Annotated in this window: 15 protein-coding genes and 1 pseudogene; 2 read left to right on the top strand and 14 right to left on the bottom strand. The window is 70.2% G+C overall.

Translation table 11 applies throughout. The features are described 5' to 3' along the window. Positions 1-61: 61 nt before the first annotated feature. The 4 genes and pseudogenes from SSPS47_RS31340 to SSPS47_RS31325 form a co-directional block, all read right to left on the bottom strand. Positions 62-302, bottom strand: a pseudogene (locus SSPS47_RS31340) ((4Fe-4S)-binding protein); the annotation flags it as partial. Between the two features lie 31 nt (positions 303-333). After that, positions 334-642 carry a GNAT family N-acetyltransferase gene (locus SSPS47_RS31335; RefSeq protein WP_164253851.1) on the bottom strand — a complete coding sequence of 103 codons (309 nt, stop codon included), beginning with the start codon at positions 640-642 and terminating at the stop codon, positions 334-336. A gap of 513 nt (positions 643-1,155) precedes the next feature. Next, positions 1,156-1,812 (bottom strand): hydrolase, encoded by a 657-nt coding sequence (locus SSPS47_RS31330; protein ID WP_164253850.1) that lies wholly within the window; start codon positions 1,810-1,812, stop codon positions 1,156-1,158. Between the two features lie 881 nt (positions 1,813-2,693). Further along, positions 2,694-3,161, bottom strand: coding sequence for a MarR family transcriptional regulator (locus SSPS47_RS31325; RefSeq protein ID WP_164253849.1), 468 nt, complete (start codon positions 3,159-3,161; stop codon positions 2,694-2,696). Between the two features lie 356 nt (positions 3,162-3,517). On the opposite strand from SSPS47_RS31325, the gene SSPS47_RS31320 reads away from it, so the two are divergent. Then, positions 3,518-4,417 carry a Ku protein gene (locus SSPS47_RS31320; protein ID WP_164253848.1) on the top strand — a complete coding sequence of 300 codons (900 nt, stop codon included), beginning with the start codon at positions 3,518-3,520 and terminating at the stop codon, positions 4,415-4,417. Between the two features lie 6 nt (positions 4,418-4,423). Here the strand turns inward: SSPS47_RS31320 and SSPS47_RS31315 are convergent, their stop codons facing one another. The 3 genes from SSPS47_RS31315 to SSPS47_RS31305 form a co-directional block, all read right to left on the bottom strand. Beyond that, positions 4,424-5,944: an MFS transporter gene (locus SSPS47_RS31315; protein ID WP_239065131.1), complete on the bottom strand. Its 1,521-nt coding sequence runs from the start codon at positions 5,942-5,944 to the stop codon at positions 4,424-4,426. 522 nt (positions 5,945-6,466) lie between these two features. Then, entirely contained in the window at positions 6,467-6,781 is a 315-nt protein-coding gene (locus SSPS47_RS31310; protein WP_239065130.1) for a hypothetical protein, read from the bottom strand. Between the two features lie 186 nt (positions 6,782-6,967). Beyond that, positions 6,968-7,933 (bottom strand): pirin family protein, encoded by a 966-nt coding sequence (locus tag SSPS47_RS31305; RefSeq protein ID WP_164253847.1) that lies wholly within the window; start codon positions 7,931-7,933, stop codon positions 6,968-6,970. Positions 7,934-8,080: 147 nt separating this feature from the next. Here SSPS47_RS31305 and SSPS47_RS31300 point away from each other — a divergent pair, with 147 nt between their 5' ends. Continuing rightward, positions 8,081-8,434 (top strand): tetratricopeptide repeat protein, encoded by a 354-nt coding sequence (locus SSPS47_RS31300; RefSeq protein WP_239065129.1) that lies wholly within the window; start codon positions 8,081-8,083, stop codon positions 8,432-8,434. Between the two features lie 15 nt (positions 8,435-8,449). On the opposite strand, the gene ligD is transcribed toward SSPS47_RS31300, so the two are convergent. From ligD to SSPS47_RS31265, 7 genes are all read right to left on the bottom strand, one after another. After that, positions 8,450-9,409 carry a non-homologous end-joining DNA ligase gene (gene ligD / locus SSPS47_RS31295; RefSeq protein ID WP_164253845.1) on the bottom strand — a complete coding sequence of 320 codons (960 nt, stop codon included), beginning with the start codon at positions 9,407-9,409 and terminating at the stop codon, positions 8,450-8,452. Between the two features lie 92 nt (positions 9,410-9,501). Then, positions 9,502-9,810, bottom strand: a complete 309-nt coding sequence (locus SSPS47_RS31290) for a WhiB family transcriptional regulator (RefSeq protein WP_275405199.1) — start codon at positions 9,808-9,810, stop codon at positions 9,502-9,504. Positions 9,811-9,879: 69 nt separating this feature from the next. Next, on the bottom strand, positions 9,880-10,056 hold the full coding sequence (locus SSPS47_RS31285; RefSeq protein WP_164253843.1) for a hypothetical protein: 177 nt from the start codon (positions 10,054-10,056) through the stop codon (positions 9,880-9,882). Between the two features lie 230 nt (positions 10,057-10,286). Continuing rightward, a complete protein-coding gene (locus SSPS47_RS31280; RefSeq protein WP_147877814.1) occupies positions 10,287-10,784 on the bottom strand; it encodes an ATP-binding protein in 498 nt (165 codons plus the stop codon). Positions 10,785-11,016: 232 nt separating this feature from the next. Next, positions 11,017-11,391 (bottom strand): VOC family protein, encoded by a 375-nt coding sequence (locus tag SSPS47_RS31275; RefSeq protein WP_164253842.1) that lies wholly within the window; start codon positions 11,389-11,391, stop codon positions 11,017-11,019. 127 nt (positions 11,392-11,518) lie between these two features. Then, the gene (locus SSPS47_RS31270; RefSeq protein ID WP_164253841.1) at positions 11,519-11,911 is read right to left on the bottom strand and encodes a hypothetical protein; all 393 of its coding nucleotides are present in this window, start codon (positions 11,909-11,911) and stop codon (positions 11,519-11,521) included. Between the two features lie 37 nt (positions 11,912-11,948). Then, positions 11,949-12,230 (bottom strand): hypothetical protein, encoded by a 282-nt coding sequence (locus SSPS47_RS31265; RefSeq protein WP_147877817.1) that lies wholly within the window; start codon positions 12,228-12,230, stop codon positions 11,949-11,951. Positions 12,231-12,423: the final 193 nt, after the last annotated feature.

The raw sequence follows: 12,423 nt of genomic DNA, 5'->3' as shown, positions 1-12,423 counted from the left end.
CGTGTCCGCGCTCAACTCGCCGTGCGCGATCAGCGTTGCGCAGGATCCGCGCCGGCTAGCCCGGCGTCTTTGCCCCGCCGTCCACGAGTTCGTACTGCAGCGCACCCGAGGGACAGCGACGCACCACCTCGGCCACGCGCCCGGCCCCGGCACTGTCGGGCCGGATCCACGGGCGCCGGCCAGGGTCGAAGGCCCTCAGGAAGGCCGCGGACGCATTCGGCGGCGTGCAAGCATCGCCCGGCCTCGAAGGTCACGGTGATCGACTGGCTCGTGTACGCCTTCTTCTCCGTACCGCTGCTCATGCCGGCCTCCGTCGCTGCCATGCCTGGCTGTTCAGTCGCTGACTCTGCTGCGGGACTGGTACAGCAGGTCCTGGTAATCGGGGTGCCGGGCGATCCACCCCGCGAAGAACGGGCAAGTGGCCAGCACCCGCAGGTTCGCGGCCCGCGCCTCGTCGAGAGCGGTGCGGACCAGCGCCGACCCGACTCCCGTGCCCTCGTACTCCGGCGAGACCTCGGTGTGTACGAACGCGACCAGTTCCATGGTGCGGATGTACTCCGCGACGGCCGCGACATCGGCCTTTCCGTCAACCCGGGCCTCGTACCGCTTGGCTCCGGGAGCGTCGCTCACTTCCACTGCCATGTTGTCCTCCCTCAAGTCCCCGCGTGGATCTCGTTGCACACCAACCCAACCCGGTTGATGCATCAACTTACTCATGTCGCAGGCAGGAACCCTCAATGCCCGTGCGAACCGACAGCGGGTCGCCCGATTGTCCGGCGACCCGCTGCCATACGGCTGCCTGCGGTTGGCCGAGCTCTCCGGAAGACGGTTACCGCCAGTCGCTTCGACGGTCCGTGCGGCCACCTGCATCTGAGCGCAGGCGAGTGGCACCGCGTAGTGGCGCGGGAGGTCCACACCGGCTTCGCCGGCGCGCCCCTGTTGGCCCTAGCGCCGAGAATGGGACTGCGCGCGCGAGACTCGGCGCCGGCGTACGCGAGCGCCACTCTTTCCGGCCGGGGATTCCACCCCTGTGTCGAGAGCGGAGAACCGCCGGATCTCATGGGCGCGACGGGCCGACCGGCTGTCGTCCGCGAGGGAACCCGTCAGCGACAGGCAGTACCCGATGCGGATGGGAGCCGCGGCGCGGTCGCGATGTCACGCCTCGCTTCCGGTGGGCATGGCCAGGAGCTGCATCTCCCAGGTGAAGGCCACACCGCTTGCGCCACCGTGCTGCGCCTGGACCTCGGCGGCACCCTGCACGGTCTTCTCACGGGCCCAGTCGCGCTGCCACTCGCCCAACACGGCCATCCACGTGATCGGAACCACGCCCGCCTGGACCATGCGCCGCACGGCCATGTCGTGGGCTTCCTTCGAGACACCGCCCGAGGCATCAGTGACGGCGAAGACCTCGAAGCCCTCGCCCGCCGCCTGTATCGCCGGCATCGCCAGACAGATCTCCGTCCACAGACCCGCGAGGATCAGTTTCTTGCGTCCGGTCGCCTTGACGGCGTCCACGACGCGCTCGTCCTGCCAGGCGTTGATGAAGGTCCTGTTGATCGGCTTCTGCTCCGGGAACACATCCTGAAGACCCTGGAGGAGAAAGCCGCCGCGCTCCTCCAGAACGGTCGTCAGAATCGTCGGAACGTCGAACACCTTGGCGGCCTTGGCGAGTCCGACGACGTTGTTGACGACCATCGTCGGCTCATGGCTGTGCAGGTTGGCGAACTGGAACGGCTGGTGGTCGATCAGCACCAGAACGCTCTCCTCGGGCGTCAGCAGCGCGTCGAGTCCGGCCTTGGTCTCAGTGCTCATGGGATTCCCTTGCTGGAGTCTCGCGTCCACGGGCCTCGGGCGGCGCACCGAAATCTTGATGCTGACGGCGAGCCAGATACGGGCCGACCGGCCGACGACCTCGAACCATTTGGTTGACGCGTCATCCACATTAAGCGCCACTCTTTGACGCGTCAACTATCCCTGCGCGGAGGCCATATGACGCGGCGAGACGGGCATGTCGGCACCGGGGCCGAGGCGTGGCCGCGCAGGTGGGGGGCGGGAGGTGAGGCGCAGTTCCGTGCCGCGTGGCGGCAGGTTCGGGGTGGGCGCAAAGCCGTCGCGGCGCTCGGCCACGGCCCGAGCCGCCTGGCCGGTGGAGTGTCCGCGATGGCCACTTAGGGCAACTGCTAAGGAGCAGCCAGCAGTTGGCCGACCAGTCGCCGCCTTTCGAGGGAAAGATCGTTGCGGACTGGCGACCCCACCCGGCAGGTACGCCGCAGTCCGCACGTTCGTCGTCAAGCCGTGCGGCGTCCTGCATTCCATCTGCGTGCCGCACGTTCGACGGCTCCTGGAACTCGGGGCCCCTCATCAGCTGCACAGGGCGTGGGGAGCAGTGCAGCAGGCCGACGCCCTGGTGGGCGGACGCGTAGCCGCCGGCGACCCGTTAGCAGCTTCGGGCACGTGCCGCCGATCGCGAGCATTCCCGCTGCGGCACCTCCGCGAAGCCGGCGATTGACGAGTCGGCGAGATCACCCTACGGTGACGGTTGATTAGTCAACTAGCTCCCCAACCTCCCCGTACAGGCCTGGGAACCGTGAGGAGACTTGGCTGGCAGCCCGCACGTCAGAACGCCCTCACTGAGCCGACGCCGGGGCGGACTTCACCCGGCCATGCCATGAACTCGTCGAATCTCTGATCGGTCAGTCAGACTGCTTCTTCATGTGCGCGAGAACGCGGTCCGAGATCCGGGCGAGCGTGTCGAGTTCTTCCTGGGTCAGGGCGTCGATGAACAGTCGGCGGACGTGTTCGACGTGCACGGGCGCGGCGTCTTCGATCGCCTTGTAGCCGGCCGGGGTGGCGACGATGAACGCTCCGCGTCCGTCATCGGGACATTCTTCCCTGGCCACCAGTCCGCGCGTCGCCATCCTCCGGACCTGGTGGGACATGCGGCTCTTCTCCCACTCCACCAGCTTGGCGAGGTCCAGGAAGCGCATCCGCCCGCCGCCTCTTTCGGTGAGACTCGCCAGCACGATGTAGTCGGAGGCGGACATATGGGAGTCGGCCTGGACCAGGCGGGAGAGTCGTCCGATGAGCGTTTCCTGCATACGGATGAAACTGTCCCAGGCGACCTTCTGCTCCGAGGTCAGCCAGCGAGGCTTTGCGTTCATCGAGGGAGTGTAACGAAGACGTTGACAGCTCATCTATCCCGTTGACGTGGGCGATTTTGTTTGGCGTCCCCAACGGGAACCCCTCGGGATTCACGGCTCGCTGACGCGGGCGGGGGACGGACCTTCCCCTCCGTAGCGTCCGGCCACGGACCACCCGGCAGATGTCGCGGCACGGTTCGACGGCGGTGGTCGGACTCGGCGGCCACGGCTCTGCCGAGTCCGAGACCTTGGCCGGGTGCGTCCGGCTCGTGGTGCGAGCCGGGCAGGGCGGGGTGAGGATCGGAGTACGGGCGGCGGTTCGCCCGCCTCGTTCTCCCTACTGGCGGCCTGGCCGCCGTCCGGCCACGGAGGGTCGCATGCCGTCAGCTGTATGGAGCGGTGCCATCTCGTTCGGCCTGGTCACGATCCCGATCCGGCTGCTCCCCGCGATGGAGGACCACAGCATCCACTTCCGCCGGGTCCACCTGGAAGACATGGGGCTCGTACGGAACCGGAAGATCTGCGAGATCGACGGCGAGGAAGTCACGTCGGACGAGATCGGCAAGGGCTACGAAGTGGCCAAGGACAAGATCATCCCCATCTCGGACGACGAGCTGGCGGACATGCCGCTGCCGACCGCGAAAGCCATCGATGTCGTCGCCTTCGTCGACCGCGACACCATCGACCAGATCCGCCTGGGAGACACCTACTACCTGGAGGCCGCCGGCGAGGTCGCCGCCAAGCCGTACACCCTCCTGCGGAAGGCCCTGGAGCGGTCCTCGAAGGCGGCCATCGCCAAGTACGCGCTCCGCGGCCGCGAGCGTCTCGGGCTGCTGTCCGTAAAGGAGAACGCGATGGTGCTGCACCAGATGCACTGGCCCGACGAGGTCCGCGACCCCTCCGAACTCGCACCCGCGCCGGTCGAGCTGGACGAGAGCGAGATCGAGGGCGCACTCGCCCTGATGGACACGATGGAGCTGGACGGCCTGTCCGGATTCCGCGACACCTACACGGACGCCGTCGAGAAGCTGATCGAGGCGAAGGCCGAGGGCAAGACCCCGGCCGCGCCGAAGGCCGAGGCGAAGCAGGGCGGCCGGGTGGTGGACCTGATGTCCGCGCTGGAGCAGTCCGTACAGCAGGCGAAGAAGTCCCGCGGAGAGAGCGGCGAGGACGCCACCGTGCACGACATGCCGGCCCGCAAGAAGACCACCGCCAAGAAGGCCCCGGCCAAGAAGGGGGAGAAGAAGACCGCAGGCCGTAAGCCCCGCTCCGCGTAGCCCGTTTCAGTCCAGCACACCGAGCGCCTTGTCCGGCTCGCATCGCGCACAGGGCGGCACCCCGCCACGCGTGAGCGCCTCGAGCGCCTGCTCCCGGGTGATCGCCTGCATGAAGAAGGGCTCCCAGCATTGCGCGGTGTGGACCAGCACGGGAAGAGCGCGCTTCCCGCGTTCGAGTGCCCAGTCGGGCGGGGGCGGAGGCGGCCGTCGCCGGGCCTGCTCCGCGGCCCGCCGCTCCTCGTCCGCGATCCACCGGTCCGTCTGATCCAGGTGCCTGACCTGGACGTTGCGCAGGAATCGGAGCGCCTTGAGTCGCTCCTCCGATGAATCAAACATGCATTCGATTCTATGTGATTCACCCGCGCAGACCATGCCCCTCGGCTCGTCGTACGGCACGGAGGTGCGGAGAGGAGGGCCATGGTCTCGCACGGCCTGCCAGAGAGCACGTTCAACGTCTTCCGCTCGCGCCTGGTGCGCGGGGAGTTCGGGCAGTTCCCGGACGCGATGCAGCCGGGACGCGAGAACCCACAGCACGCTCAGCACGGCACCCGCCGTGCCGATCCACAGGGTGGTCCGCAGGCCGAGCGCGGTGCCCAGCGTGCCGGCCAGCACCGCGCCGATCGGGCGCACCCCGAAGTTGGCCGTCTGCACCACGCCCATGACGCGGGAGCGCAGCGTGGGCGGGATGACGGCGATCAGGTAGCTGTTGGCGGAGATGTCCAGGACCGCGACTCCGCAGCCGGCGCCGAGGTAGGCGGCGGCCAGCGCTGCGATCACCCACGCAGCCGGGCCGTCGGCCAGCGGCACCAGCAGCAGGGGCAGGCTGAAGCACAGGAAGCCGGTCACGATGGCCGGGCCGATGCCGATCCGCCGCACCACGCGCGGGGCGGCGTACGCGCCGGCCAGGCCGCCGAGCCCGAACACGGCAAACACCGCGCCGATCGCTCCGGGGCTCAGTGACAACTCGGTGGTCCCGTAAAGAACGAAAAGCGTCGTCGTGAGGGTCTGGCACAGGCTCAGCGTGGCGACTCCCGCCAGCAGCAGGGCCGGGGTGCGGTGCGCCGTCACCCACCGCAGTCCGCCCGCCAGGCCGCCCTCACCGCGAGAGGCGGGCGGCGCCTCCTGCGACCTGATACGTCCCAGACAGACCGCCGACACCAGATAGGTCAGGGCGTCCATCAGCAGGGCGAACGGCGCCGACAGTGCCTGCACCAGCGCTCCGCCCGTGCTCGGTCCGGCGAGCGCGGCCACCGACCTGCTCCCGGAGAGCAGGGCGTTGCCGTCCACATACCTCTCCGCGGCGACCACGGACGCGTACACGTGGTGATTGCAGACCCGGAACAGCACGGTCAGTGACCCGACGGCGAACGCCGCCACATACAGGTGAGCCATCGTCAGCGCGCCGAACGCGTACGCCAGCGGCAGGGAGACGACGGCGGCGAACCGCCCGATGTCCGCGACGATCATTGCTCCGCGCCGGTTCGTCCGCCGGTCCGCCCACGCCCCGCCGGGGATCGACAGCAGCAACGAGGGCAGCAGCTCCGCCGCCGTCAGCCCATCTCGGCCGCGCCCGCGTCCAGCAACAACACGGCGGCCAGCGGCACCGCCAGGAACGAGATCTCGTCCCCGACCAGCGACACGCTCTGCGCACTCCAGTACAGCCGGAACCCCCGCTCCCGCAGCAGCCCCGCCCGCCGCGGGACGTCGCCGGCACTCCCCCGACGACGACGCCCCGGTCTCGAACCCCCCTTGCCCATCAGGTGGCCCCGACGGTGGTGTCACCCGTGCCCCAGGCGCTGGATCCCGTACCGCGCACCATCCGCCGCCCACACGGCACATTCCCGCCGCGGCCGGCAGATGTCGACGGGGCCGTGGGCAGGATGCGACACAGGATCCTCCTGCCCGCGCCGCCCGCGCCGCCCGCGCCGGGCAGCCTGTGCGGCTCACCCTGCCCGGCGGGCAGGTTCCCCCGATCCGGCGTACGCGGGTCCGTCTGGCCCCCGCGGGGATGGCGCCGGGGCAACTCCCGCAGCCTGACCATGTTCCCGGTCACCGGCCGACCCGGTGTGCGGCGACCGGCAGGGTCAGCAGCATGATGTGGGATACGGGCTCATCGTCTGCCGGCTGCCAGTGGCCGACCTGGTGGTAGCCCCATGCGGCGTAAGCGGCGTGCGCGGGTGCCGCTTCCGGATCGGGTCGCATCGCCAACGTGACGCGCTCGACGCCGAGGCCGTGCCGGAGATGGGAGTGCATCCTGGCTGCCACCCCCTGCCGCCGGCACCCGGCACGTACCGCGAGTTCGACGATGCCCAGCGTGCGTTCACCGGTCTCGGCCGCGAACTCCGCTGAGGTCTCCTCGTCCATCGCTTTCCACCAGCCGGTCTCCGGTGGCAGGGGGTAGCCGACGGGCAGGCCACCGCCAACACCTGTGACCGCCGCCCAATCCGAGGGAGCGCCCACCAGCAGGCACAGCCGAGCCCCCTCGCCGGTCCGGCGAGGGGGCTCAGCGAAGGCCACGCGGCATGCCGTCACAGAATCAATCAGGCCAGGTCAGCGCACCCGGCCGCGTGGCTTCAGGGCTACCGGCGGGAGTTCCGGGGCGGGGAGGCGGGTGCCGTCGTAACCCGTCACTTCGCCGAAGCGGGGGCCCTCCATCCAGTCCTTGCGTGCCACCTCAATCTCCTCATGTGAACGCCCGATGAAGTTCCACCACATCACGATCTCCTCCTCGAACGGCTCGCCGCCCAGCAGCATCAGGCCCGCCGGTGAGTCCGTGCGGAGGAGGAGTTCCGTGCGGCCGCGGCCGAGGTAGAGCATCGAGCCCGCCGGGACCGGGACGCCGTCGACCCGCGCCTCGCCGGACATCGCCAGCACCGCGTACTCGAAGTCCGGGTCGAGGGGCAGCCGTGCGTCCGTGCCCGGGGTGAGCGTCAGGTCGGCGCCGACCAAGGGCGAGTACGTCGTGCCCGGGGAGGTGGCGCCGTCCAGGGTGCCGAGGATGACGGTGGCCGTCAGGCCCGGGGCCGTGACCTCGGGGAGGTCCGCGTGGTACTGGAAGTGCGGGTCCACGCCGCGGTGGGCGTCGGGGAGCGCGACCCACAGTTGGGCGCCGTGCAGGAGCCGGGCGTGGGGGCGGGGGCTCTCCTCGGAGTGGCTGATCGCCCGGCCCGAGGTCATGAGGCCCAGCTCCCGGGGGCGTACGGTCTGGAGGCTGCCCAGGCTGTCGCGGTGCAGGACCTCGCCGTCGTGGAGCCAGCTGACCGTCTGGAGTCCCATGTGCGGATGGGGCGGCACCTGCATGCCGGGCTCGTCGGCGATGTCGTCGGGGCCGTAGTGATCGACGAAGGCCCACGCGCCGACCATGCGGCGCCCGAGGTTGGGCAGCAGTCGGCGTACCTCGGTGGACTCGCCGAGCTTGACGTGACGGGGGCTGAGGAGTTCACGCACCGGCTCGGCGACGACGAAGCCGCGGCCGCCGCAGACGGAGAGCGTCGCCTGACGATCAAGATTGCTCATGGCGCACAACTTAATCCCGACCGGTACCTCACGGCAGCATCCACGGGATAACGGTCGAGGAGAATGTCAAAGTTTCAACCATCGGAATGTTCGGGCGCCCGGCGCTGTTGTGGGCCGGTGAACAGCACGAGAGCCAGGAGGAGAGCAGTGGACACCAGCACGTACTACGACTTCGGAACCGCCGCCGAGCGCTGGGGACGCGCCCAGCAGTTCTTCGAGGCGCAGGAGTACGTCACGGCGGCCGGCATCCTCGAAGGGCTCGTGGCGGAGGTCCCCGAGCAGGTCGCGCCGCGGCTGCTGCTCGCCCGGGCGTACTACCACTCCGCCCGGCTCCGGAAGGCCGAGACGGAGCTGCTCGCCGTTCTGGAGCGCGACCCCGTCGAGCAGTACGCGCGCCTGATGCTGGGACGCACGCTGGAGCGGCAGGGGCGGGCCACCGACGCCGGTCCGCACCTGCGGATGGCCGCCGCGCTGGCGGGAGAGTTCCCCGACAGCGTCTGAGTCCGGACACGGCCGCTACGGGGACAGGGCGTCCAGCCTCCGCCGCGCCGGGCCGAGCGCCCTGCCCCTGGCCGGAACTCCGGACCAGGGGCGGGTGCGCGCCTGCTCCAGTACGTTCGTGACCGTCCAGCGCCGCGCGTTGACCTCGGGGTCCTCCAACTGGTCCCAGCTGATGGGTGTCGCGACCGGAGCGCCCTCTCTCGGGCGTACCGAGAAGGGCGCGACCGCCGTCTGCGCGTACGCGTTGCGCTGGACGTCCAGATAGAGCCGGCCGCCACGGGCGTCCGTGCGCTGCTCCGTGGTCAGCCGGTCCGGCGCACGGGCCGCCAGTACGCGCGCCACGTCGGTGGCGAAGCCCCGTACCTCGTCGTATCCCTCGGCTCCGTCCAGCCTGACGATCACGTGCAGCCCCTTGGACCCGGTCGTCATCAGCGTGGCCGGCAGTCCCACCTCGCCGAGCAGTTCGCCGAGCAGCAGCGCGGCGTCGCGTACGGGCTCGAAGTCGTCCTCGGCCGGGTCGAGATCGAACACCAGCCGGTCCGGGAAGTCCGGGCGGTCCTCCCGTGACAGCCAGCGGTGGAAGGTGATGCTCGCCTGGTCGGCGAGGTGGACGAGCGTCGCGGTGTCGTCGCACACCGGGTGCGTGACGGTCCCGCCCTTCTTCGCCATCTCGGCCCGCCGCGCCCAGTCGGGGTAGTTGCCGGGAATGTTCTTCTGCATGAAGCGGGGTCCGTCGAGTCCGTCCGGATGCCGCTCCAACATCAGTGGTCTGCCTCTGAGTTCAGGCAGCATGTACCGGGCGACGGAGCGGTAGTACTCGGCCAGATCCGCCTTCGTGAGGTCGACGCCGCCGCCCGCGGCGGGGAAGAGGACCTTGTCCGGCCGGTGGACACGTACGGTCCGGCCGCCCGCCCGGACGCTTTCCCCGCCCGCCGGAGCGGAGTCCGCCGAGCGGGCTCCTCGGGTGCTGCTCATCGAACTCACGCCTCCTTCAAGGGGCCTTGCGCCACCGGACGTTGTGCCGTCGGACGTCGAACGGTCGGACGTCGAACGGTCGGGCGCGCCTCTCAGTGGCTGCGAGGACGGCGCGTGCCGCCCGGCCCCGACGCCTGCGACTGCCTGCCGCGCGGCGCGGGCACCCGACGTCGGCCGTTGCGCCGCAGCCGGCGGCGTTCCTCGTCATCCGTGCCGCCCCAAACCCCGGATGTACGACCGGTGTTGAGCGCCCATTCGAGGCACTGCCTCTCCACCGGGCAGCTGTGGCACACCTCCTTGGCGCGCTCCGCCTGTTCGGCGGCGGGACCGGAATCCCCCACCGGGAAGAAGAGTTCGGGATCTGCGTGCGCGCAGGCCGCGTCCCGCAGCCATTCCCACACGTCGCAACCGGAGCCCGCCCGGCTCTCGTCCGCCGTACCTGTCTGATCGATGTGCAGCCTCGCAGTCATTCAGTCCTCTCCCCGAACCACATTCCACTCCTGATCCACCGTCTCCTGCTTTCCCTGGCCGGCGTCTCTCGGTTCGCCGTCGCGGATCGTGACGCGCGCCGGGAGGCACGTACGCAACTGCCCCTCGCGCTCGGCCGATCGGCCGCGGAACGTCCGCGTGCCCTGGTCGGTTTCCATCTCTGACTCCTTGTCTCCGCGCCACCTGGACACGGGCTCTCGTCCGAGCGCGTACCCGAGGTCACCGGACCGAAAAGTACAAACCGGAGCGTGGGCCGCGAGGCCGTCCGAAACACGGCCCCGGAAGCTGATCCGGGACGACGGCCGGAACGCGCCCGCGAGGGCCGCGATACGGCTCCGGGCCGGGCCCGGAGCCGCCCTGCCCCGAGATACGGGATACGGCGCCGTCGTCAGGCCGTGGCCAGGAACGGTGCGAACGCCGGTACCGGCGTCAGTGCCGGAACCGGCTCCTTCGCCGCCGCGTCGGTCCCGCCCACCGGGAGGGTGGGCAGCCGCAGGACGTTCTGCGGCGCCTCCACGCTCCTGGTGAACCAGACGACCTTGCCTTCCACCGTCCCACAGGTACCCCAGCTGTCGCTCAGTGAGGCGAGGCGGGCGAGTCCGCCGCCACCGGCCGAGGACAGCCGGGGCAGCTCGGGTCCGTTGTCCGAGACGGCGGCCGTGAGATACCGGCCGGTCCAGCGGAGTTCGACCGCGCACTTGCTGCCCTCACCGACATGACGGTGGACATTGGTCAGCAGTTCGTCGATGCCCGAGCAGACCGGGTCGACTTGCGGGTCGAGATTCCAGTGTCGAAGGTGTGCGGCGACAATGCGCCGGATCTGCGATACGCGCTCCGGAGAGGCGTGCAATTCCACCTCGTAGTAGCGGCCGAGTGGAATCGTCATGGTCCAGGCTCCTCACACACAGGGGCCCACTTGCTTCACCTCGTTGTTGCAACGACCCCCGAATACGAAGCGTGAGCGTCAGCCACTTCTGGGTCACTGAAAAGACTGACCCGACGGAGCCGAATGCGCAACTCGTCGGCTCCTCGCGGCTGCTCCCGGGGCACGGCGCGAGACAGTGCTCCGGGGGCGGACAGGACGGAAAACGCGCTGGTCGAAGCGGGTCCCCGGTCGGTCAGGCGGTCCGGCAGAGGCAGAAGGGATGACCGGCCGGATCCGCGTACACCCGGAAGCCACGTTTACCCCCGTCGTCATCGAGATCGAGAGCGGTGGCGCCGAGCGCCAGCACCTTCTCCTGCGCGGCCGCCATATCGGCCACCTCGAAGTCGAGGTGCGCCTGCCGCGAGTCGGAGTCCGCGCGCGGCCAGTCCGGGGCGCGGTGGCCGGGGGCCCGCTGGAAGGCGATCCGGGCACCGCCCGGTTCGCGCAGCACCCACCAGTCCTCGTAGTCGTGGCTGATCTCCCCGCCGAGCACGCCTTGGTAGAACTCGGCGAGGGCCGCCGGGTTCTGACAGTCCAGCGCCACCAGAGAGAACGTCACACTCGTCACTTCTCAGCCTCCTCTTCCCGCGAACGGACATCTCACTGACCGCGTCTCGCGGACGGCGTCCCACCGGCAGCGTTCACGGGGCGTCTCGCGGGCGCCGTCTCACTGACGGCGTCTCACGGGCGGCGTCTCACCGATGGCGTGTGTCCAGCCGTAGCTGGACCTCCTGTTCCTGGTCACCCGCGGCCGTACCCAGCACCTGTACGGCGAACGCGCCGGTCAGTTCCTCCTGGAGTTTCGCGACCGCCCAGTAGCCGCCCTGGACGTCCGCGGTCACCGGCCCGCTCAGCCGGGTCGGGCCGGCCTTCCGCCGTACCTCCGACACGTCGAAGGTCGAACTCCACACCGTCGGACGGGCGCCCGTCACCTCCTGCGGCCTGTCGTCGGGCGCGCGGTCGGAGGCGAAGACGGTGCGCAGCGCGCCGAACACGGCGTGCGCGTCCTCCGTCTCGCAACCGCTGAGTTCCACCGTCACTTCCGCGTCGATGCCGTGTGCCGCCGCGGGCTCTCGCGTGCTCTTCACCGTGGTTTCCTCCGCTGGGAAGTGGGCGCCGGGCCGGTCAGCCCGACGGCTCGTCGGGGACGGGCTGCTCGGGATGCACCCCGCCGGTGTTGGGTTCGCCGCGCCTGCCCGCTCCGGCCTCGTCCGCGTCGGGCAGCGACTGGTCGGGCTCCTCCGGGGCTTTTGCCGGGTCCGGGGCGTCGTCGGGCTCATCGGACGAGCCCATGCCCTCCACATCCACGTCCAGCGGATCGTCACCGGGGTGGGCGTGCTGGTCGGGGAGGTCCCTCGGGACGGCCGCGCCGTTCCCCTCGTTGCCCTCCGGATGTCGCTCGTTCACGGTCATTCCCTTCGTCGCCTGGTGTTCGGCACGTCGTCATGGTCACGTCGGTGGTCGCCGGGCCCCGGTCGCGGTGGCGCGCCGGTCGCCGGACGGCGGCTCACCGACCGCGGAGCGCCGGGTCGCCCGCCGGGCCGCATACCCGATCGCGGGCCGAAAACCCGGGCGGGCCGGCCTCCGTCTCGCGGCCCGT

Source organism: Streptomyces sp. S4.7 (assembly GCF_010384365.1).
GTDB lineage: Bacteria > Actinomycetota > Actinomycetes > Streptomycetales > Streptomycetaceae > Streptomyces.
The sequence above is the reverse complement of the archived record's forward strand: the minus strand, read 5'-3'. Positions and strand labels throughout refer to the sequence as shown.